Source organism: Pseudomonas aeruginosa (assembly GCF_001457615.1).
Lineage (GTDB): Bacteria > Pseudomonadota > Gammaproteobacteria > Pseudomonadales > Pseudomonadaceae > Pseudomonas > Pseudomonas aeruginosa.
This window is the reverse complement of the sequence record NZ_LN831024.1, coordinates 1983196-2005588: the sequence shown is the minus strand read 5'-3', so window position 1 is coordinate 2005588 and position 22393 is coordinate 1983196. Positions and strand designations below refer to the sequence as shown.

The window sequence follows — 22393 nt, the reverse complement described above, 5'->3', positions numbered from 1 at the left end:
TCCGGTCAGTTGTCCCAGTTGCCGATGTCGGCGTCGTTGTCGCTGCCGCCTTCCTTGCCGTCGGCGCCCAGCGAATACAGGTCGAACGGGCCCTTGGTGCCCGGCGCCAGGTACTGGTAGGGATTGCCCCACGGATCGACCGGCAGCTTCTTCAGGTAGCCGTCCTTGTTCCAGTTCTTCGGCTGCGGATTGCCGGTGGGCTTCTTCACCAGCGCCTCGAGGCCCTGCTGGGTGCTCGGATAGGCGAAGTTGTCCAGCTTGTACATGTCCAGCGCGGCAGCGATGGCCTTGATGTCGCCCTTGGCCACGGTGACCTTGGCCTGGTCGGGACGGCTCATCACCTGCGGCACCACCAGGGCGGCGAGGATGCCGAGGATGACCACCACGACCATGATTTCGATCAGGGTGAAGCCCGACTGTTGGCGACGCTGCAATGGGCGGCTCTGATTCACGCGATTACCCCACGAGTTGGTTGAGAGAAAGGATCGGAAGAAGAATGGCCAGGACGATGACCAGCACCACCGCGCCCATGAATATCAGCATGAACGGTTCGAACAGGCCGACCATCAGGCCGATCTGCGCCGCCAGGTCGTTCTCCTGGTTGCGCGCGGTGCGCGCCAGCATCTGGTCCAGCTCGCCGGAGCGCTCGCCGCTGGCGATCATGTGCAGCATCATCGGCGGGAACTGTCCGGTGGCTTCCAGCGAGCGGGTCAGGCTGGCGCCCTCGCGGACCTTCTGCGCGGCCTTGACCACTTCGTTGCGGATGATCCGGTTGGCGATCACCTCGGCGGCGATCGCCAGCGCCTCCACCAGCGGCACGCCGCTGCGGGTGAGGATCGCCAGGGTCGAGGCGAAGCGCGCGGTGTCGGTGGAACGCACCAGCCGACCGACCAGCGGCACGCGCAGCAGGAAGCCATGCCAGCGCTCGCGAAAGGCATCCTTGCGCAGCGCGTAGCGGAAGCCGATCACCCCGCCGATCGCCGCGACGAAGGCCAGCGCGCCCCAGGCCTTGACCCAGTCGCTGACGCCGATCAGCACGCGGGTCAACAGCGGCAGGGTCTGCCCGCTGTCGATGAACACCCGGACCACGTCGGGCACCACGTAGCCCAGCAGGAAGCCGACGATGGCCAGCGAAGCGACCATCAGGATCACCGGATAGAGCAGCGCCAGCTGGATCTTCTGCCGCGACTGCTGGCGCTGCTCGGTGTAGTCGGCAAGTTGCTCCAGCACCGGGCCGAGGTGCCCGGCATGCTCGCCGGCAGCCACAGTCGCCCGGTAAAGCTCGGGAAAGGCGGTGGGAAACTCGCGCAGGCTGCCGGCCAGGCTATGGCCTTCGAGGACCTTGGCGCGCACCGCGAGAAGCATCGACTGGATGCGCTGCGAGGTGGACTGCGCCGCGGCGGCGCGCAGCGCCTCCTCGATCGGCAACGCGGCCTGGACCAGGGTCGCCAGTTGCCGGGTCACCAATGCCAGGTCGCGCGCGGACAGTCCGCGGGCGAACGTCAGGCGCCCGCCCTGCCCGCTCTGCTCGCGGGTACGGGTGGGCTTCACGTCGAGCGGCGCCAATTGGCGCTCGCGCAGCAACTGGCGGACCTGGCGCGCGCTGTCCGCCTCCAGCACGCCCTTCTGCTGGCGACCGCTGGGGTCGAGGGCGAGGTATTCGAAGGCGGCCATTATTCTTCCCGGGTCACGCGCAGGACTTCCTCGACCGTAGTGACGCCTTCCAGCACCTTGCGCCGACCGTCGTCGCGGATGCTCGGTCCGCTGGTGCGGGCATGCCGGGTCATTTCCTGCTCGGAGGATTCGTTGTGGATCAGCGAGCGCATGTGGTCGTCGAACACCACCAGTTCATAGATACCGGTACGCCCGCGATAGCCATGCTGGTGGCACTCGCCGCAGCCGCGGGCGCGATGCAGGGTCGGCGGCGCGGCGGGATCGACGCCGAGCAGCGCGCACTCGGCCTCGTCGGCGCGGTAGGGCTCCTTGCACGCCGGGCAGAGCACCCGCACCAGGCGCTGGGCCAGCACGCCAAGCATGGAGGAGGACAGCAGGAACGGCTCGATGCCCATGTCCACCAGGCGGGTGATCGCGCCGATGGCGCTGTTGGTGTGCAGGGTCGAGAGCACCAGGTGGCCGGTCAGCGAAGCCTGCACCGCGATCTCGGCGGTCTCCCGGTCGCGGATCTCGCCGACCATCACCACGTCCGGGTCCTGCCGGAGGATCGCCCGCAGGCCGCGGGCGAAGGTCATGTCGACCTTGGCGTTGACCTGGGTCTGGCCGATGCCCTCCAGGTGATATTCGATCGGATCCTCGACGGTGAGGATGTTCCGCGTGCGGTCGTTGAGCGTGGTCAGGCTGGCGTACAGGGTGGTGGTCTTGCCCGAGCCGGTGGGGCCGGTGACCAGCAGGATGCCGTGCGGCTTGCGCACCGTTTCGTCCATCAGCTTGCGGTCGCGCTCGCTCATGCCCAGGTGCTGCAGGTTCAGGCGCCCGGCCTGCTTGTCGAGCAGACGCAGCACCACCCGTTCGCCGTTGGCCGAGGGCAGGGTCGAGACGCGGATGTCCACCTCGCGCCCGCCGACCCGCAGGGAAATCCGCCCATCCTGGGGAATACGCTTCTCGGCGATGTCCAGCCGCGCCATGACCTTGATCCGCGATACCAGCAGGGCCGCCAGCTCGCGCTTGGGCTCCAGCACCTCGCGCAGCACGCCGTCGACGCGGAAGCGCACCACCAGGCGTTTCTCGAAGGTTTCCAGGTGGATGTCCGAGGCGTTCTCGCGGATCGCCTCGCCGAGGATCGCGTTGATCAGGCGAATGATCGGCGCGTCGTCCTCCTGCTCCATCAGGTCCTCGGTTTCCGGGACCTGGTCGGCCAGCGCGGCGAGGTCCAGGCTGCCGCCGAGGTCCTCGGCGAGCTGCATGGCCGCCGAGGAGTCGTGCTGGTAGGAGGCCGCCAGGGCCTGGTTGAAGGCGTCCTCGCCGAGCGCCTTGAGCGGCAGGCGGCGGCCGGCGAAGCGCTGCGCCTCGGCGATCGCCGCCAGCTCCACCTGCGGCCGGCAGGCCAGCCAGTACTGCTCCTCCAGGCACAGGAACAGCAGGCCCTGGCGCTTGGCGAAGCTGAACGGCAGACGCCGTGGCGGTGCGGCCGGCGCGGCGATGTCGGGTAATGGGGCTGTCATCATGGATGCCTTATAGCGGTAACCTTACAGAAGTATCTTGGTCGTATATGACCACTGAACGGTTACCGTCAGTATTGTTAGTTGTTAGTCGTTTTGTGCGGCCGATCCCGAGTTCCTCTTGCAGAAGTATCCTGGCGAGCCGTTATCTTAAGCACAAGCGTGCCTGGCCCGGCCAGTCACACCTATTGATAGAAGTAGGTAGCCTACTGGCAACGAACTGCTATGATCCCTCGGCGATCTTCAGACATAACGATAAAGACCAGGAGTGATGTATTGCCTTTCTCCGGCGCCTCTTCCCGCTGGCTGCAGCGGTACGCCCCGGCCCTTCTGGCTGTTGCCCTGATCATCGCCATGAGCATCAGCCTCGCCTGGCAGGCGGCCGGCTGGTTGCGCCTGCAACGCAGCCCGGTAGCCGTCGCCGCCTCGCCGGTCAGCCACGAGTCGATCCGCAGCGATCCGACCCGCCTGGCGCGCCTCTTCGGCACCAGCGCCCAGGACCCCAACGCCCCGCCACCGGCCACCAACCTCGACCTGGTGCTCAAGGGCAGCTTCGTCCAGAGCGATCCCAAGCTGTCCAGCGCGATCATCCAGCGCCAGGGCGACAAGCCGCACCGCTACGCGGTCGGCGGCGAGATCAGCGACGGCGTGAAGCTGCACGCGGTCTACCGCGACCGCGTCGAACTGCAGCGCGGCGGGCGCCTGGAAAGCCTGCCCTTCCCGCACCGTTCCGGGGGACTGCTGGCCAGCGCGGACGACATTACAAGCGAGAACGACTCGATCGAACAACTGCAAAGCCTGCAGGATGAGAACGCTGCAGCATTGCGCGAGCGCCTGGACGCCTTGCGCCAGCAGATGGAAGCCACGCCCATCGCAGAACCCGCCGAAGAAGACTCGAGCGAGCCCACGACCACGCCTACGGAAAGCGACTGACCCGATGTCCCAGCCTTTGCTCCGCGCCCTGTTTGCCCCTTCCAGTCGTTCGTACGTTCCCGCCGTCCTTCTCAGCCTGGCCCTCGGCATCCAGGTGGCGCACGCCGAAGACAGCGGCAGGAACGCCTTCGTCCCCGCCGGCAACCAGCAGGAGGCGCACTGGACGATCAACCTCAAGGATGCCGACATCCGCGAATTCATCGACCAGATTTCCGAAATCACCGGCGAGACCTTCGTCGTCGACCCGCGGGTCAAGGGCCAGGTCAGCGTGGTCTCCAAGGCCCAGCTCTCGTTGAGCGAGGTCTACCAGTTGTTCCTCTCGGTGATGAGCACCCACGGCTTCACCGTGGTCGCCCAGGGCGACCAGGCGCGCATCGTGCCCAACGCCGAGGCCAAGACCGAGGCCGGCGGCGGCCAGAGCGCGCCGGATCGCCTGGAGACGCGGGTGATCCAGGTGCAGCAGAGCCCGGTATCGGAACTCATCCCGCTGATCCGTCCGCTGGTCCCACAATATGGCCACCTCGCCGCGGTGCCCTCGGCCAACGCGCTGATCATCAGCGACCGCAGCGCCAATATCGCGCGAATCGAAGACGTGATCCGCCAGCTCGACCAGAAGGGCAGCCACGACTACAGCGTGATCAACCTGCGCTACGGCTGGGTGATGGACGCCGCCGAGGTGCTCAACAACGCCATGAGCCGCGGCCAGGCCAAGGGCGCGGCGGGCGCCCAGGTGATCGCCGACGCGCGCACCAACCGCCTGATCATCCTCGGCCCGCCGCAGGCGCGCGCCAAGCTGGTGCAACTGGCGCAATCGCTGGACACCCCGACCGCGCGCTCAGCCAACACCCGGGTGATCCGCCTGCGCCACAACGACGCCAAGACCCTCGCGGAAACCCTCGGCCAGATTTCCGAAGGCATGAAGAACAATGGCGGCCAGGGCGGCGAACAGACCGGCGGCGGCCGACCGAGCAACATCCTCATCCGTGCCGACGAAAGCACCAACGCCCTGGTCCTGCTGGCCGACCCGGACACGGTCAACGCTCTCGAAGACATCGTTCGCCAGCTCGACGTGCCGCGTGCCCAGGTATTGGTGGAGGCGGCCATCGTCGAGATCTCCGGCGACATCCAGGATGCCGTCGGCGTGCAATGGGCGATCAACAAGGGCGGCATGGGCGGAACCAAGACCAACTTCGCCAATACCGGACTGTCCATCGGCACCCTGCTGCAATCGCTCGAGAGCAACAAGGCACCGGAATCCATCCCCGACGGCGCCATCGTCGGCATCGGCAGCAGCAGCTTCGGCGCGCTGGTCACCGCGCTCTCGGCCAACACCAAGAGCAACCTGCTGTCGACCCCGAGCCTGTTGACCCTGGACAACCAGAAAGCGGAGATTCTGGTCGGCCAGAACGTACCGTTCCAGACCGGCTCCTACACCACCAACAGCGAAGGTTCGAGCAACCCGTTCACCACCGTGGAGCGCAAGGATATCGGCGTCAGCCTCAAGGTCACTCCGCACATCAACGACGGCGCGGCCCTGCGCCTGGAGATCGAGCAGGAGATCTCGGCCCTGCTGCCCAACGCCCAGCAGCGCAACAATACCGACCTGATCACCAGCAAGCGCTCGATCAAGAGCACCATCCTCGCCGAGAACGGCCAAGTGATCGTGATCGGCGGCCTGATCCAGGACGACGTTTCCCAAGCCGAGTCGAAGGTTCCCCTGCTCGGGGACATCCCATTGCTCGGTCGCCTGTTCCGTTCCACCAAGGACACCCACACCAAGCGCAACCTGATGGTCTTCCTGCGTCCTACGGTGGTCCGCGACAGCGCCGGTCTCGCCGCGCTCTCGGGCAAGAAATACAGCGACATCCGGGTCATCGACGGCACTCGCGGCCCGGAGGGACGACCCAGCATCCTGCCGACCAACGCCAACCAGTTGTTCGATGGACAGGCCGTCGATCTGCGCGAACTGAAGACGGAATAACGGCGCCATACCGGCAAGGCGGCCTCATACGAAAAAAAGGCGCTGCTCCTTTCGGAACAGCGCCTTTTCCGCATCTCCCCACCAAATCAGTCGAGGTAGATCATTTTCCGGGTCATGCCGCCATCGACCAGGAATTCCTGGCCGGTGACGAAACCGGCGTCCTCGGAGAGCAGCCAAGCCACCAGCGACGCGACATCCTCCACCGTTCCGACCCGGCCGACCAGGTGCTGGTCGTGGTCCAGCTCGGTCAGCGGCGCAGCCTCGCGCTCGGCGGCCTCGCGGGTATCGATCCAGCCGGGGCTGAGCGCATTGACACGGATATCCGGGCCCAGGCTGGCGGCCAGGGCATGGGTCAGCGCCAGCAACCCGCCCTTGCTCGCGGCGTAGGCCTCGGAGTCAGGCTCCGACTGGTGGGCACGAGTCGAGGCGATGTTGACGATGGCGCCATTGTGCGCGCGCAGATAAGGCGTGCAGTACTTGGCCAGCAGCATCGGACCGGTCAGGTTGACCGCCAGGGTCCGGGTCCACTCGCCGAGACTCAGCGCCTCCAGCGGCGTATTGCGCGGATTGGCGATGGCGGCGTTGCAGACCAGGCCGTCGAGGCGGCCGAACTGACCGAGCACCTCGGCCACGCTCATCGCCACCTGGCCCTCCTGGGCCACGTCCATGGCCACGAACCAGGCGTGCTCGCCCAGCGCCTCGGCCACCCTGGCCCCGCGTTCACGGTCGTTGTCGGCAAGCACTACCTGCCAGCCCTCGGCGATCAGCCAGGCACTGATGCCCAGGCCAATGCCCCGGGCCGCCCCGGTGACCAGGGCGACCCTGCCGTTGCCTCGCAGGTTGGGTTCGATCACAGCGCAGCCAGCCCCCGAGCCATGTCGGCCTTGAGGTCGTCGAGGTCTTCCAGGCCGACCGCGACCCGGATCAGGCTGTCGCCGATCCCGGCGCGCGCGCGGTCCTCGGGGGACAGTCGACCGTGGGAGGTGGTCGCCGGGTGGGCGATGGTGGTCTTGGTGTCGCCCAGGTTGGTGGTGATCGAGACCATCCGGGTAGCGTCGATGAAGCGCCAGGCGGCATCGCGCCCGCCCTTCACGTCGAAGCTGACGACCGCGCCGAAGCCGCTCTGCTGGCGCCGGGCCAACTCATGCTGAGGATGGCTCGGCAGGCCCGCGTAGTAGACCCGCTCGATGCCCGGCTGGCGCTCCAGCCATTCGGCCAGGGCCAGGGCACTGGCGCTGTGCGCCTGCATGCGGATACGCAGGGTTTCCAGGCCCTTGAGGAACAGCCAGGCGTTGAACGGGCTGAGGGTCGGTCCGGCGGTGCGGAGGAAGCCGACCACTTCCTTCATCTGCTCGCCGCGACCGGCGACCACCCCGCCCATGCCCCGGCCCTGGCCGTCGATGTACTTGGTCGCGGAGTGGATCACCACGTCCGCACCGAGCTTCAGCGGCTGTTGCAGGGCCGGCGTGCAGAAGCAGTTGTCCACCGCCAGCAGCGCACCCTTGGCGTGGGCGATCTCGGCCAGCGCGGCGATATCCACCAGCTCGGCCAGCGGGTTGGATGGCGACTCGACGAAGAACAGCTTGGTATTCGGCTTGCACGCCGCCTCCCAGGCCGCGAGATCGCTCAACGGCGGATAGTCGACCTGGATACCGAAGCGCTTGAAGTACTTGTCGAACAGGCTGATGGTCGAGCCGAACACGCTGCGCGAGACCAGCACGTGGTCGCCGGAGCTGCACAGGCTCATCACCAGGGCGAGGATCGCCGACATGCCCGACGCCGTGGCCACCGCCTGCTCGGCTCCTTCGAGGGCGGCGATGCGCTCCTCGAAGGTGCGTACCGTGGGGTTGGTGTAGCGCGAATAGACGTTGCCCGGCACTTCGCCGGCGAACCGCGCGGCCGCGTCGGCGGCGGTGCGGAAGACGTAGCTGGAAGTGGTGAACAGCGCCTCGCCGTGCTCGCCCTCCGGCGTCCGCCGTTGCCCGGCGCGAACCGCCAGGGTGTCGAAGGCCGCGCCTTCCAGGTCGCTGTCGAGACGCCCGGCATCCCAGTCCTGAGTCATGCCGCTCTCCCCTTTGTCAGTCGTTGTACAGATCGATGATCGCGCTGACCGCCTGGCTCTTGGCCTTGGTCGCATCGTTGCGCGCCTGTTCGATCCGGTTCAGGTAAGCCTCGTTGACGTCGCCGGTCACGTACTCGCCGTCGAACACGGCGCAGTCGAAGTGATCGATCTTGATCTTGCCGCCGCCGACCGCGTCGATCAGGTCGGGCAGGTCCTGGTAGACCAGCCAGTCGGCGCCGATCAGCTTGCTGACGTCCTCGGTGCTGCGATTGTGCGCGATCAGCTCGTGCGCACTCGGCATGTCGATGCCGTAGACGTTGGGGTAGCGCACGGCCGGCGCGGCGGAGCAGAAGTAGACGTTCTTCGCCCCGGCCTCGCGGGCCATCTGGATGATCTGCTTGCAGGTGGTGCCGCGGACGATGGAGTCATCCACCAGCATCACGTTCTTGCCGCGGAACTCCAGCTCGATGGCGTTGAGCTTCTGCCGCACGGATTTCTTCCGCGCCGCCTGGCCGGGCATGATGAAGGTGCGGCCGATGTAGCGGTTCTTGACGAAGCCCTCGCGGAACTTCACGCCGAGCCGGTTGGCCAGTTCCAGCGCCGCGGTGCGGCTGGTGTCCGGGATCGGGATGACCACGTCGATGTCGTGGTCGGGACGCTCGCGGAGGATCTTGTCGGCAAGCTTCTCGCCCATGCGCAGGCGCGCCTTGTACACCGAGATGCCGTCCATGATCGAATCCGGACGCGCCAGGTAGACGTGCTCGAAGATGCACGGCGCGTACTTCGGTGCCTTGGCGCACTGGCGGGTATAGAGCTTGCCTTCCTCGGTGATGTACACCGCCTCGCCCGGCGCCAGGTCGCGGATCAGGGTGAAGCCGAGTACGTCCAGGGCCACGCTCTCGGAGGCGATCATGTATTCGACGCCGTTCTCGGTATGCCGCTGGCCGAAGACGATCGGACGGATCGCATTGGGGTCGCGGAAACCGACGATGCCATGGCCGGTGATCATCGCCACCACCGCGTAGCCGCCGACGCAACGGTCGTGCACGCAGGAAACCGCGGCGAAGATGTCCTCCTCGGTGGGCTGCAGCTTGTTGCGCACCGCCAGCTCGTGGGCGAACACGTTGAGCAGCACTTCCGAATCGGAGTTGGTGTTCACGTGGCGCAGGTCGGATTCGTAGATTTCCTTGGCCAACTGCTCGACATTGGTCAGGTTGCCGTTGTGCGCCAGGGTGATGCCGTAGGGCGAGTTGACGTAGAACGGCTGCGCTTCCGCCGAGCTGGAGCTGCCGGCGGTCGGGTAACGCACATGGCCGATGCCGACGCTGCCGATCAGGCGCTGCATGTGGCGCTGCTGGAAGACGTCGCGGACCAGGCCGTTGTCCTTGCGCAGGTACAGCTTATCGTCATGGCAGGTGACGATACCGGCAGCGTCCTGGCCGCGATGTTGGAGGACGGTGAGCGCGTCATACAGCGCCTGATTGACGTTCGACTTGCCCACGATACCGACGATGCCACACATGTGACGCAACCCCTACTTGGCTCAAGCTGGAAAGATGGGAAGCGCGATCGGTCCGTCCCGGACCATCGAGCTGACCAGGGCCTGTGGGCCGCTGGCTCCCGCGAATCGGCGACCTTCGCCGCCGACTGGCTCGCGGCACGTCCTGTGCCGCCGGCGCCGCGCCATCGACGCGCCGCCCTGGAAAACCGCGGGACCCGGCCTCGGCCAGTGTCCCGCCAAAATCACTGGCTGGGAAGCAGCCCGCCGATGCCGCTCGGCGGCGTTATCGGCGCGGCCGGCAACCACTGGCCGGCGAAACCGAGAATGAAGTTCTTCGACCAGTCGGCAACCATCAGGAAATGCGGCATCAGCACCGACTGCTGCCACCAAGGGTCCTGCTGTACCGGGGCCAGGCTGAGCAGGCCGACCAGCAGCACGACCAGCAGTACGCCGCGCGCACCGCCGAAGACCATGCCGAGGAAGCGGTCGGTGCCGGAGAGGCCGGTGACCCGGATCAGTTCGCCGATGAGGTAGTTGACCAGCGCCCCGAGCAGCAGGGTCGCGATGAACAGCAGCGCGCAGGCTGCGATGATGCGGGCCGAGGGGGTCTGGATGTACTCGCCCAGGTGCTGCGCCAGCGCCCCGCCGAACATCCAGGCCACCGCGCCGGCGACTATCCAGGTAAGCAGGGACAAGGCTTCCTTGACGAAGCCGCGACTCAGACTGATCAGGCTGGAAACGACGATGATGGCGACCATCGTCCAATCGACCCAGGTAAATGCCACTATGCAGCCCACAAGCAGAAAAGGCGCTGCATTTTAGCAGAGCGCGCCCGCGACGGTAAGCCGCGGGTCGCGGTCAACCGCGTTCCGGCTGGAAGCGCACGACGAAGCCGTTGAGCTTCTGCTGCTTGCTCAACTGGTCGCGCAGGCGATCCGCCTCGGCGCGCTGGATCACCGGCCCGACGAAGACCCGGTTCATCCCGTCGAAGCTGCGGATGTAGGCGTTGTAGCCCTGGGAGCGCAGGGTCTTCTGCAATTCCTCGGCGCGCGCCCGGTTGGACAGGCTGGCAAGCTGTACCGACCAGCTCTGCGGCAGGTTGTTGGCGTCCAGGCGCTTCTCCGCGGGCGGCGGGCTCGGCGGCGCAGCGGGCGGTTGCGGCTGGCTTGGCGGCAGGCTGGCGGCCGGCGCCTGGGCCTGGGCGGGCGGCTGGGTGGCCGGCGGGGTCGCCGGCAGGCCGCCGATCGGCTGGCTGGGCTGGCCGGCGGCGGCCGGGGAGCCTTCCTCGACGATCTCGGGAGCGATGCCTTCCTCGCCGGGCTGCAGTTCCGGCACCTCGGTCGGCTGCACCTCGACACTGGGCATGGCCGGCGATTGCGGGCGCGGCGGCGCTTCCACCACGACCTGGCGCGACTCGTCTTCGCGGGTGAACAGCATCGGCAGGAAGATCACCGCCAGGGCGATCAGCACCAACGCCCCGACGATGCGCTGCTTCAGCCCTCTTTCCAGCAAGGCCATGATTTACTCCCCCTTATCCGTTCTACGGGCCAGCCATTCCAGGCCTTCGGCCACGCTATAGAACGATCCGAACAGCAGAATGACATCATCCGCGGTAGCCTTGGCGCACTGCGCGTCCAGGGCGGCGGCGATATCCGCATGACTGCTCGCCGGAACCTGGCGCAGGATCAGCGCCGCCTCCAGCTCCGCGGCCGGCCGCGAACGCGGAGTCGGCAACGGTGCAACGGCCCAATCCTGCACCAAGCCGGTCAAGGGTTCCAGTACGCCATCCAGGTCTTTGTCCGCCAGCAGGCCGAAGACCGCCAGGTAGCGTCCTCGTGGCGCTGCGGCACGCAGGCGTTGCGCCAGGTACTGGGCGGCCTGGGGATTGTGCCCGACGTCCAGCAGGAGCTGGCGTGGCTGGCCGTTCCAGGACAGGTCGCGGCGATCGAGGCGACCGGTCACCCGGGCCCGCCGCAGCGCCTCGGCCAGGCGCTCCGCCTGCCAGGGCAACTCGAGCAACGCGTAGGCCTGCAGGGCCAGCGCGGCGTTTTCCATGGGCAACCCGAGCAACGGCAGATCGTGCAGCGCCAGCGCCTGGCCGTCCGCGGCCAGCCCGCGCCAGTGCCAGCCATGATCGGCGAGCGCCAGGTCGTAGTCGCGACCGCGCAGGTAAAGCGGTGCCCCCAGCGCAGCCACCTGCTCCAGCAATGGCTGCGGGGGATCGAGATCGCCGCACAGGGCCGGTTTGCCGGCGCGCAGGATACCGGCTTTCTCGAAAGCCACGCTTTCGCGGGTATCGCCCAGCCAGTCCGCATGGTCCAGGCCGATGCTGGTGATCAGCGCCAGGTCGGCGTCGATCAGGTTGACCGCATCCAGGCGCCCGCCAAGGCCGACTTCCAGCACCGCGAAGTCCAGCCCGGCGCGCTCGAACAGCCAGAAGGCGGCCAGCGTGCCCATTTCGAAATAGGTCAGGGAAATCTCGCCACGTGCGGCCTCCACCGCGGAGAAGGCGTCGCACAGTTGCGCATCGCCGGCCTCGATGCCGTCGATCCGCACCCGCTCGTTGTAGCGCAGCAGGTGCGGCGAGCTGTAGACCCCGACCGACAACCCCTGCTCACGCAGCAGTTCGGCGAGCAGGGCGCAGGTGGAGCCCTTGCCGTTGGTCCCGGTAACGGTGACCACGCGTTTCGCCGGCCTTCCCAGGCCGAGCCGGCGCGCTACCTCGCGGGAACGCTCCAGGCCCATGTCGATGGCCGTCGGATGGAGTTGTTCGAGATAGCTCAGCCAATCGGCCAGGGAACGCTGGGTCATGCGGATACGGGGCTCGGCGAATGAGTGAAGGCCGACAGCAGATTGGCCAGGCGCGGCCGCAACTCGGCACGATGCACGATCATGTCGATGGCGCCATGCTCGAGGAGGAACTCGCTACGCTGGAAGCCTTCCGGCAGCTTCTCGCGGACGGTCTGCTCGATCACGCGGGGACCGGCGAAGCCGATCAGCGCTTTGGGTTCGCCGACGATCACGTCGCCGAGCATCGCCAGGCTGGCGGAAACGCCGCCGTAGACCGGGTCGGTCAATACCGAGACGAACGGGATGCCTTCTTCGCGCAGGCGCGCCAGGACCGCCGAGGTCTTGGCCATCTGCATCAGCGAGATCAGCGCTTCCTGCATGCGCGCGCCGCCGGAGGCGGAGAAGCAGATCAGCGGGCAGCGCTTCTCCAGGGCGACGTTGGCTGCGCGAACGAAGCGCTCGCCGACGATGGCGCCCATCGAACCGCCCATGAAGGAGAACTCGAAGGCGCAGGCGACCACCGGCATGCCCTGCAGCTTGCCGCTCATGGCGATCAGCGCGTCCTTCTCGCCAGTGTCCTTCTGTGCCGCGGCGAGGCGATCCTTGTACTTCTTGCTGTCGCGGAATTTCAGGCGGTCCACCGGCTCGAGGTCGGCACCCAGCTCCTCGCGACCGTCCTCATCGAGGAAGATGTCCAGGCGGGTACGCGCGTTGATGCGCATGTGGTGATCGCACTTCGGGCAGACATCCAGGGTCTTTTCCAGCTCCGGACGGTACAGCACGGCTTCGCAGGACGGGCATTTGTGCCACAGGCCTTCCGGTACCGAACTCTTCTGGGACTCGGAACGCATGATGGAAGGGATCAGCTTGTCTACCAGCCAGTTGCTCATGCTCTTTGTTCTCCAGTGCAAGGTCGGGATGGCCGCACCGATCCGGTGACGGCGTCCCTGAGCAAATTCATCTTCGTGACCGCCGGCAGCGGTGGGCCCCACGGCTGCGAAACGTTTCGCGGCCTGTCCCATCCCCCGCCTGCGCGGTCACCTGGGCGATACCCGGCGAGCGGCTATCGCGAAATATCTGGCCTCCCTATCGGCGGCCGGGCGTTGTCGCGGAAACGGCGACACGCTAGTGGACGGCGGCGGGCCGCCCGTCGTCACATCATGTCTCGTCGCGGCGCCGCGAACGCACCGCGTCCACGAACGCGCGGACCCTCGCCGCATCCTTGATTCCCTTGCTCGCCTCGACGCCACCGCTGACGTCCACCGCGTAGGGCTTGACCTGCTCGACTGCCCTGCCGACGTTATCCGGCGTCAGACCGCCGGCCAGCACCAGGGGTTTGCCCAGGTCGGTCGGCACCAGCGACCAGTCGAACGCCGCCCCCGTGCCGCCGGGCACGCCTTCCACATAGGTATCCAGGAGAATCCCGGCAGCTCCCGGATATGCCGCCGCGCGCCCGACGATGTCGTCGCCGGGCTTCACCCGCAGGGCCTTCAGGTAGGGTCGCCGATGTCCCTCGCAGTCCTCGGCGCGCTCGTCGCCATGGAATTGCAGCAGGTCCAGCGGCACCGCATCGAGAATCTCGCCCAGTTCGCAGCGGCTGGCGTTGACGAACAGGCCGACGCTGGTCACGAACGGCGGCAGGGCACGAACGATCTCCCGCGCCCGATGGATATCCACCGCCCGCGGGCTCTTCGCATAGAACACCAGGCCGATGGCATCGGCGCCCGCCGCGGCAGCGGCCAGGGCGTCCTCGACTCGGGTGATACCGCAGATCTTGATGCGAACGGCTGGCAACGACGGAGAATCCTCGGCGAGTGAGCGACGAACCGCCGGACGGCCGGTCCGGCGGGAATTCTCGATGGTAGCAAAAGCCCGATTCGACGTCAGCCGACGATATCGGGCAATCCGGAAAGGAAATGCGGCCCCAGGTAGCGCTCGGGCAACTCGAACTCCCCGGGGTACTCCACCCGCACCAGATAGAGTCCGTAGGGGTGAGCGGTGACCCCACCGGCGCGCCGGTCGCGCGCCTCGAGCACCTCCTTCGCCCATTCGATCGGCCGCTCGCCGGCACCGATGGTCATCAGGACGCCAGCGATGTTGCGCACCATATGGTGAAGGAAAGCGTTACCGCGGATGTCCAGCACGATCAACCGACCATGCTCCAGCAAGCGCACGTGATGCATGGTCTTGACCGGCGACTTGGCCTGGCACTGCACCGCCCGGAACGAGGTGAAGTCATGGGTGCCGACCAGTACCTGGGCCGCCTCGCGCATCCGCCCGATATCCAGCGGCCGATGGTTCCAGGTGACCTCCTCGGCCAGGTGCGCCGGGCGGATCGGATCGTTGTAGATGGCGTAGCGATAGCGCCGGGCCATGGCCGAGAAGCGCGCGTGGAAATGCGCCGGCATCACCCTCGCCCAGGTCACACTGATATCCGCGGGCAGGTTGGCGTTGGTGCCCATCACCCATGCTTTCAACGGGCGCTCCACCGCGGTGTCGAAATGCACCACCTGGCCGCTGGCATGAACGGCAGCGTCGGTACGGCCGGCGCAGATCACCCCGACCGGCTCGGCGGCAACCTTCGACAAGGCGCGCTCCAGCGCTTCCTGCACGGAAGGCACGCCGGCTTCCTGGCGCTGCCAGCCACGATAGCGGGAGCCCTTGTACTCGATGCCGAGGGCGATTCTGGAAACGCCAGCGGCAGCCGATTCGGCTGCCGCTGGCGGAACAACATCGTTCATGAGGGTCGCTTCATTTCCGGATCAGGCCAGGCGCTCCAGCAACTCGCGGGCTTCCGCCTGCTGGCTGTCGTTACCTTCGGCCAGGACTTCGTCGAGGATATCGCGCGCGCCTTCGCTATCGCCCATGTCGATGTAGGCGCGAGCCAGATCCAGCTTGGTCGCCGCTTCGTCGGCACCGGAGAGGAAGTCGAAGTCATCGTCGGCGTCTCCGTCCAGGGCGGAGGCGACCGCTGCATCTTCGGCGGAGAAACTCGGCGTCGCGCTCTTCGGCTCGTCAAGGTTGCTGGCCAACTCGTCCAACTGCGCACTCACCTCGTCCAACTGGGCGGCGAAACTGTCCTCGCCCTTCTCCGGAGCGGCCGGCTCCGTCGGCTCGTCGGCCAGCGACAGGTCGAAGTCGTCCGGCAGGGACAACGCCGGCTCTTCGGCAGCCTCGGTATCGAGGGTGAATTCGTTGTCGGCGGGCGCCGCGGCGGGCACTTCGTCGTTCAGCGAAAGCAGGAAGTCGTCGTCCGAAAGCTTGTCTTCCGGCGCATCGAGATCCAGGGAGAAATCGCCCAGGTCGTCATGCTTGGGTTGGCTCGGAGTCTCTGCCAACTCCGCGAAATCCAGGCCGAAGTCGAGATCGTCGACAGGCTTGTCCGCCGCGGTCGAGGCCGCCAGGTCCAGATCGCTGTCCAGGGTCAGGTCGTCCAGCGCCCCGCTGTCGGACTTGAGGTCGGCCTGCACGTCGTCGCCGCCCAGGTCGTCCAGGCTCAGGTCGAAGGCGTCGTCGAGATCCTGTCCTGCCGCATCCGGCTTGGCCGCGTGACCGCTGTCGTCGAGCGACAGATCGTCGAGGCTGAAGCTATCCAGCTCGTCCTGCGCCAGCTTGGCGCCGGCCAGGCCGGCAACCGCGGCGACCGCGACCATTGCCGGATAGCGCGACTTGAGCTGCTCGACCTGCGGCTGTGCGCCGCCGATTTCGCGCAGCTCGTTTTCCTGGCGAGCGAAACCTTCGCGATCGCCCATCTCGGCATAGACTTCCATCAGCTTGAGGCGCAGGTCGGTGCGCTGCGGCTCGTCGTAGATGGCGTTCTGCAACAGTTCGGCGGCCTGGTTGAAACGCCCGTAGGCGATATAGATGTCGGCCTCGCCCAGCGCATCGGAAGTCTGCGCGGTGGTCTTCTCGACCTGCGGAGCGACGGCTGCGACCTGCGGCTCAGGCTCGTCGAGGGTCAGGTCGTCGAAGCCGTCCTTTCCCAGGTCCAGCGCATCCTCCTGTTCCTCGCCGGTATCCGCGGCGAAAGCCTGGGCTTCTTCCTTCTCTTTCTGCGCATTGCGCCGCGACAGGATCATCAGCAGCACCAGCAACGCCAGCAGTGCGCTACCGCCGATCACCGCCAACCACAGCGGGTTGGCCAGCAGTTCGTCGAGGAAGCTCGGTGCCGGCTGCTCTGCCGCCTGTACCGGAGCGGGCGCCGGAACGGCAGGTGCCGGAGGCTTCTCGGCAGCTGGCGCGGGCGGCGGCGCCACCGGAGGCTGCGCCGGAGCGGCGGGTGCTTCTCCGGCTGGAGCAGGAGTCGGCGCTGCCGCAGCAGGAGTCCCGGGCTGAGCCGGCGCCTGCGCGGCCGCATTGGGCTGGGACGCATCCGGCAGGGCTGCGTTCGGCTGGGCTGCGCCCTGGCCTTCGGCGCCCAACTGCCCTTGCAGCTTGGCCAACTGGGCGTCCTTCAGCTGGATCAACTTCTGCAGCTTGTCCAACTGGCTCTGCAGATCCTGCATGCGACTCTGCAGTTCTTCGTTCTCGCGGCGAGTGCTGTCGAGGCTTTCCTTGGTCACCGCCAGGGTATCGGCGATCGCCTTGCTGTCGCCCTTTCCGCCCTTGTCGGCACCCTTGCTGGCCTTGCCCTCGCCAGACACCAGGCGCAGATTGTCCGTGGCGTCGACCTTGGATGGCGCCGACCCGGCGGCATTGCGCTGGGTCGCATCCAACTGCCTGGCGCCAGCGCTGCCCGCGGCCGGATTGCGGCTGCCGCGCCAGCTCTGGTTCTGCGCCTGCACCTGGGACAGCGCCTCGCGCGGCGAGCGCTCCAGCATCTGCTGTTCGGTGGGAATGCGCAGGACCTGGCCGCTCTTCAGCCGGTTGATGTTGCCATCGACGAAGGCGCCCGGATTCAGCTCCTGGAACGCGAGCATCGCCTGGGGTACGGAAACGCGATCGGTACGGTTGCGCTGGGCGATCTCCCAGAGCGTGTCGTTGGAAACGGTGCGATAGGTGTCGCTGCCTGCCGGCGCGGTGGTACGCACCGGAGCCGGAGCCTGCGGGGCTCGCGGGGCGCCGGTCGCGCGCGGCGCGCTGACCGGCGCTTGCGGAGCGCTTGCCGCGGCCTGCGGGGAGTACAGCGGCGGATCCAGCAGGACGGTGTACTCGCGCAGCAGGCGGCCGTTCGGCCAGAGCACCTGGACCAGGAAGTTCAGGTAGGGCTCCTGCACCGGCTTCGACGAGGTCACGCGAATGACGCTCTTGCCGTTGGGCTTCACCACCGGCGTGAACTTCAGGTCGGTGAGGTAGTACAGGCGATCGACGCCCGCCTTGCTGAACTCTTCCGGCGACGCCAGGCTCGGGATCACCTCGCCCGAACCCAGGTCACGAACTTCGAGCAGCTCGATCTCGGCATCCAACGGTTGGTTCAACGCCGACTTCAGGGTGATTTCCCCCAGTCCCAATCCATGCGCCATGCCGGAAGTCAGGACCGAGGCCGCCGCGATTGCCCGAACCAGTGTACGAAGCCGAACCATAGTGTAATCCCTTGGTTTTAATATCTTTTCTCGTTTCACGAGAGGGAGTGCGTCGGTGCTTGCTGTCCGCTCGCCCAGCCATGCATGGACGGACGCTCCCCGGCAGCAGCGGATCGAACCAGTATTAACAAGCTCGAATAATTCTACAAATCTGTGGGTAAGTATCTTTTACAGATAGTGTTTTATCAACAACTCACCCAGGAGCACGGCATTCAGCGCGGCACCTTTTCGCACATTATCAGACACAATCCACAAATTGACCTGACAGGGATCAGCCTGCCCCGCCCTCACCCGGCCGACATAGGTCTCGTCCTGGCCGAGGGCATCGCCGACCACCGTCGGATAATCGCCCTCGCCGACCCATTCGATACCTTTCGTCGCATCGAGGACCCGCGTCACCGCGGCCAGGTCCACCGGTTCCGCGCACTGCAGGGTCACGCTGAGGCTATCGCCGAAGAATACCGGCGCCTGGATGCAGGTAACGTTCAACGGTCCGATACGCTCGCCAAGCAAGGCCTGCACCTCCGCGAAGATGCGCCGCTCGATCGCGCTGTGTCCCTCGGCATCCACCGCTCCGACCTGCGCGAGCAGGTTGAAGGCGATCTGGCGGTCGAAGAGACGCGGCTCCAGGGGGCGCGCATTGAGCAGTTCGGCGGTCTGCCGGGCGAGTTCCTTGACCCCTTCGCGCCCCAGGCTGGAGACGGAGAGGCAGGCTGTCAGGTTCAGTTGCCGGCAATCCAGCGTGGCCAGGAGTGGCGCCAGCACTTCGCACAGTTCGGCGGCTACGGCGCAAGGACTGGACAAAAGGAACGGCGCCGCTTGCGAGGCCAGGCGTTCGGCATTCACCGAAACCATGACCGGCGGTGCGACGCTCGGTTCCAGGGCGCCGCTCAGGTCGATCACCGAACAACCCGCCGCGCGGGCGCGCTCGGCATGGGCACGCGACACCTCGGCTGCCGCGGCGAAGAAGGCCAGGCCGACACTGGAAAAATCGAAGCTATCGACATCGCCGACGCGCAGGCTGCTTTCGGCGAAACCCATGCGCTGCCCGGCCGACTCGGCGCTGGCCAGCAGGTGCAAACGATGAAGCGGGAAGTCGCGTTCGTCGAGGAGACCGACCAGAGCCTCGCCAACCGATCCGGTGGCGCCTACGACTGCGACATTGAGGGGCTGGGACATGGGAAAAGCCTCGGCGGTCTGCGAAATAGGCGTGGCACTTTACTTGCCCACCTTCGCCCAGGCAATCGAGGCGCCGCCCATTGCGGGCGGCGCCGGATCGATCAGCGCTCCAGCAGGATGCGCAACATGCGCCGCAGCGGCTCGGCAGCGCCCCACAGCAACTGGTCGCCGACGGTGAAGGCGCCGAGATACTGGGAGCCCATGTTCAGTTTGCGCAGGCGCCCGACCGGAACGCTCAGGGTGCCGGTGACGGCGGCCGGGGTCAGCTCGCGCACGCTTACCTCGCGGTGGTTCGGCACCAGCTTGACCCAGGGATTGTGCTGGCTGATCAGGCCCTCGATGTCGGTCAGCGGCACATCCTTGTTCAACTTGATGGTCAGTGCCTGGCTGTGGCAACGCATGGCGCCGACGCGCACGCAGATACCGTCGACCGGGATCGGGTTCTTGAAGCGGGCGAGGATCTTGTTGGTCTCCGCCTGGGCCTTCCACTCTTCGCGGCTCTGCCCGTTGGGCAGTTCCTTGTCGATCCAGGGGATCAGGCTGCCGCCCAGCGGCGCGCCGAAATGCTCGATGGGGAAGGCTTCGCTGCGCAGGGTCTCCGCCACCTTGCGGTCGATGTCGAGGATCGCGCTGGCCGGGTTGGCCAGGTCATCCGCCACCGATGCATGGGCGGCGCCCATCTGCTTGAGCAGTTCACGCATGTTCTGCGCACCGGCGCCGGAGGCGGCCTGGTAGGTCATGGCGCTCATCCACTCGACCAGGCCGGCGTCGAACAGCCCGCCCAGGGCCATCAGCATCAGGCTGACGGTGCAGTTGCCGCCGATGTAGTTGCGGGTGCCGGCGTCCAGGGCCTGGTCGATGACCTTGCGGTTGACCGGGTCGAGGACGATCACCGCGTCGTCTTCCATGCGCAGGCTGGAGGCAGCATCGATCCAGTAGCCCTGCCAGCCGGCCTCGCGCAGCTTGGGGAATACTTCGCTGGTGTAGTCGCCGCCCTGGCAGGTCAGGATCACGTCGAGGGTCTTCAGCTCGTCGATGCTGTAGGCGTCCTTCAGCGGAGCGATGTCCTTGCCCACTTCCGGGCCCTGGCCACCGACGTTCGACGTGGTGAAGAACACCGGCTCGATCAGGTCGAAGTCCCGCTCTTCCAGCATCCGCTGCATGAGTACGGAACCCACCATCCCGCGCCAACCGATCAGACCTACACGCTTCATCGCAACTACACCTATATGAGAGAAGTGAGCTGGCCGGCAGCCATCATGGCGCCGGCCAAGCCCGTCAGATTACAGATTCTTGAGTGCCGCGACTACGGCATCGCCCATTTCCCGGGTGCCGACCTTGCGGCAGCCTTCGGACCAGATGTCGCCGGTGCGCAGCCCCTGGTCGAGGACCTTGCTCACCGCCTGCTCGATGGCGTCGGCGGCGGTCGCCTGGCTGAAGCTGTAGCGCAGCATCATCGAGACCGAGAGGATGGTCGCCAACGGGTTGGCGATGCCCTGACCGGCGATGTCCGGGGCGGAACCGTGGCAGGGTTCGTACATGCCCTTGTTGTTCGCGTCGAGCGAGGCAGAAGGCAGCATGCCGATGGAACCGGTCAGCATGGAAGCCTCATCCGACAGGATGTCGCCGAACATGTTGTCGGTGACCATCACGTCGAACTGCTTGGGCGCGCGCACCAGCTGCATGGCGGCGTTGTCCACGTACATATGGGAAAGCTCGACGTCCGGGTAGTCCTTCGCCACCTCTTCCACCACTTCCCGCCACAGCTGGCTGGAGGCGAGGACGTTGGCCTTGTCCACCGAACAGAGCCTGTTGTTGCGTACGCTGGCCATGTCGAAACCGACGCGGGCGATACGACGGATTTCGCTCTCGCTGTACGGCAGGGTGTCGTAGGCCTGGCGCTCGCCGTTCTCCAGCACGCGCTGTTCGCGGGGCTGGCCGAAGTAGATGCCGCCGGTCAGTTCGCGGACGATGAGGATGTCCAGCCCGGCGACCACTTCCGGCTTCAGGCTGGAGGCCGCGGCCAGTTGCGGGTAGAGGATGGCCGGACGCAGGTTGGCGAACAGGCCCAGTTGCGAACGAATCTTCAGCAGACCGCGCTCGGGACGGATATCGCGTTCGATCCTGTCCCATTTCGGCCCTCCTACCGCGCCCAGCAGCACCGCATCGGCCTGGCGCGCGCGCTGCAGGGTCTGGTCGGCCAGCGGCACGCCGTGCTTGTCGATGGCCGCGCCACCGATGACGTCCTCGGCCAGTTCGAAGCCGAGCTGGAACCTGTCGTTGGCCAGCTCCAGCACCTTGACCGCTTCCGCCATGATTTCCGGACCGATACCGTCACCGGGGAGAACCAGGATCTGCTTGCTCATAACACCCTCTTGTCCTTCATTCATTGAACGGCGGGCATGCGCCGCCGTGATCGAACCGTCACTCCCGACGCAGCCACAGCACCAGCACGTCGGTGCTGAACGAGCCGTCGTCGGCAATCTCGAAATACTCTCTGACTTCCTCGCCCACCGCCAGCTGCAGGCTGCGGATCGCCTGGCGGAACACCTCCGGCGTACGCATCCGCTCGACCCACGACTGGAACTCCAAGCGCAGACGCTGGCGCCGGCTTCCGGTGACCAGCAACCCCGCCTCGCCGCTCAGGCGCGCCCACTCGGCCGGCGAGTAGTTGCGCACATGGCTGGTGTCGCGGAGCAGCTCGACGGTCTGCAGGAAGGTGTCCGGCAAGGCCTGCCCGGGCGCCGCCACGTCGACGAAGATCGCCACCCCGCCGGGCTTGAGCACCCGCCGCACCTCGCGCAGGGCCAGGCCGACGTCGCGCCAGTGATGGGTGGAATAGCGACTGAAGACGAAATCGAACTCGCCGTCGGCGAAGGGCAGGCTCTCCGCCTTGCCCTGCTCGGTGCGGATGTTCGCCATGCCCCGTTCCGCGGCGCTCTGCGCCACCACGGCGAGCATCTCGGCGGAAAGATCGTAGGCCACCACCTCCCCTGCCAGGGCGGCGACCTGGAAGCTCACGTGGCCGGCGCCGCAGCCCAGGTCGAGGACCCGCGCTTCCGGGCGCCCGGCCAGGGCGTCGCGCAGCAAGGCGAATTCCTCGCCCTGGGCATGCACGGCGCTGCTCAGGTAGGCCGAAGCCTGGGCGCCGAACTGGCGCTGGACAACGTCATCGTGGTCGCTCATGAACCTACTCCGGGAGAAAAACCGGGCGCACCCTACCCAGGATGCGCCCGGCAAGGGGACTCG

General features: G+C 66.7%; 19 protein-coding genes. 2 read left to right on the top strand and 17 right to left on the bottom strand.

What is annotated here, in order from left to right:
- Positions 1-5 precede the first annotated feature (5 nt).
- The 3 genes from xcpT to xcpR are packed head-to-tail and all read right to left on the bottom strand — an operon-like array spanning position 6 to position 3182.
- Positions 6-452 (bottom strand): GspG family T2SS major pseudopilin variant XcpT, encoded by a 447-nt coding sequence (xcpT, locus tag AT700_RS09305; RefSeq protein WP_003119751.1) that lies wholly within the window; start codon positions 450-452, stop codon positions 6-8.
- A gap of 4 nt (positions 453-456) precedes the next feature.
- A complete protein-coding gene (xcpS, locus tag AT700_RS09300) occupies positions 457-1674 on the bottom strand; it encodes a GspF family T2SS innner membrane protein variant XcpS (protein ID WP_003091376.1) in 1218 nt (405 codons plus the stop codon).
- A complete protein-coding gene (gene xcpR / locus AT700_RS09295; RefSeq protein WP_003091377.1) occupies positions 1674-3182 on the bottom strand; it encodes a GspE family T2SS ATPase variant XcpR in 1509 nt (502 codons plus the stop codon). The genes xcpS and xcpR overlap by 1 nt, the downstream gene beginning before the upstream one ends.
- 219 nt (positions 3183-3401) lie before the next feature.
- Here xcpR and xcpP point away from each other — a divergent pair, with 219 nt between their 5' ends.
- Together xcpP and xcpQ are read left to right on the top strand one after the other, a co-directional pair.
- Positions 3402-4109, top strand: coding sequence for a type II secretion system protein N (gene xcpP, locus AT700_RS09290; protein WP_003119750.1), 708 nt, complete (start codon positions 3402-3404; stop codon positions 4107-4109).
- A 4-nt stretch (positions 4110-4113) separates the two neighbouring features.
- The gene (gene xcpQ / locus AT700_RS09285) at positions 4114-6090 is read left to right on the top strand and encodes a GspD family T2SS secretin variant XcpQ (protein ID WP_031690809.1); all 1977 of its coding nucleotides are present in this window, start codon (positions 4114-4116) and stop codon (positions 6088-6090) included.
- An 86-nt stretch (positions 6091-6176) separates the two neighbouring features.
- Here xcpQ and AT700_RS09280 read toward each other — a convergent pair whose 3' ends face one another.
- The 14 genes from AT700_RS09280 to AT700_RS09215 form a co-directional block, all read right to left on the bottom strand.
- Positions 6177-6944, bottom strand: coding sequence for an SDR family oxidoreductase (locus AT700_RS09280; RefSeq protein WP_048520958.1), 768 nt, complete (start codon positions 6942-6944; stop codon positions 6177-6179).
- Positions 6941-8152: an O-succinylhomoserine sulfhydrylase gene (locus AT700_RS09275; RefSeq protein ID WP_003113933.1), complete on the bottom strand. Its 1212-nt coding sequence runs from the start codon at positions 8150-8152 to the stop codon at positions 6941-6943. The genes AT700_RS09280 and AT700_RS09275 overlap by 4 nt, the downstream gene beginning before the upstream one ends.
- 16 nt (positions 8153-8168) lie before the next feature.
- A complete protein-coding gene (gene purF, locus AT700_RS09270) occupies positions 8169-9674 on the bottom strand; it encodes an amidophosphoribosyltransferase (RefSeq protein ID WP_003091383.1) in 1506 nt (501 codons plus the stop codon).
- Between the two features lie 221 nt (positions 9675-9895).
- Positions 9896-10438, bottom strand: coding sequence for a CvpA family protein (locus AT700_RS09265; RefSeq protein ID WP_003113932.1), 543 nt, complete (start codon positions 10436-10438; stop codon positions 9896-9898).
- 73 nt (positions 10439-10511) lie between these two features.
- The gene (locus tag AT700_RS09260) at positions 10512-11171 is read right to left on the bottom strand and encodes an SPOR domain-containing protein (protein WP_003147893.1); all 660 of its coding nucleotides are present in this window, start codon (positions 11169-11171) and stop codon (positions 10512-10514) included.
- 3 nt (positions 11172-11174) lie between these two features.
- On the bottom strand, positions 11175-12464 hold the full coding sequence (folC, locus tag AT700_RS09255) for a bifunctional tetrahydrofolate synthase/dihydrofolate synthase (protein ID WP_033882569.1): 1290 nt from the start codon (positions 12462-12464) through the stop codon (positions 11175-11177).
- Entirely contained in the window at positions 12461-13333 is an 873-nt protein-coding gene (gene accD, locus AT700_RS09250) for an acetyl-CoA carboxylase, carboxyltransferase subunit beta (protein ID WP_003104199.1), read from the bottom strand. Before accD ends, folC begins: the two co-directional genes overlap by 4 nt.
- 268 nt (positions 13334-13601) lie before the next feature.
- Complete coding sequence (locus AT700_RS09245) at positions 13602-14237, bottom strand: phosphoribosylanthranilate isomerase (protein WP_003116445.1); 636 nt, start codon at positions 14235-14237, stop codon at positions 13602-13604.
- An 89-nt stretch (positions 14238-14326) separates the two neighbouring features.
- Positions 14327-15184 carry a tRNA pseudouridine(38-40) synthase TruA gene (gene truA / locus AT700_RS09240; protein WP_003091390.1) on the bottom strand — a complete coding sequence of 286 codons (858 nt, stop codon included), beginning with the start codon at positions 15182-15184 and terminating at the stop codon, positions 14327-14329.
- Positions 15185-15205: 21 nt separating this feature from the next.
- Positions 15206-17965, bottom strand: coding sequence for a motility hub landmark protein FimV (fimV, locus tag AT700_RS09235; RefSeq protein ID WP_023117692.1), 2760 nt, complete (start codon positions 17963-17965; stop codon positions 15206-15208).
- Between the two features lie 168 nt (positions 17966-18133).
- A complete protein-coding gene (locus AT700_RS09230; RefSeq protein ID WP_003115016.1) occupies positions 18134-19144 on the bottom strand; it encodes an aspartate-semialdehyde dehydrogenase in 1011 nt (336 codons plus the stop codon).
- A gap of 101 nt (positions 19145-19245) precedes the next feature.
- Positions 19246-20358, bottom strand: a complete 1113-nt coding sequence (asd, locus tag AT700_RS09225; protein ID WP_030045989.1) for an aspartate-semialdehyde dehydrogenase — start codon at positions 20356-20358, stop codon at positions 19246-19248.
- 69 nt (positions 20359-20427) lie between these two features.
- A complete protein-coding gene (gene leuB, locus AT700_RS09220; RefSeq protein ID WP_023117693.1) occupies positions 20428-21510 on the bottom strand; it encodes a 3-isopropylmalate dehydrogenase in 1083 nt (360 codons plus the stop codon).
- A 58-nt stretch (positions 21511-21568) separates the two neighbouring features.
- Positions 21569-22330: a class I SAM-dependent methyltransferase gene (locus AT700_RS09215; protein ID WP_003115017.1), complete on the bottom strand. Its 762-nt coding sequence runs from the start codon at positions 22328-22330 to the stop codon at positions 21569-21571.
- Positions 22331-22393: the final 63 nt, after the last annotated feature.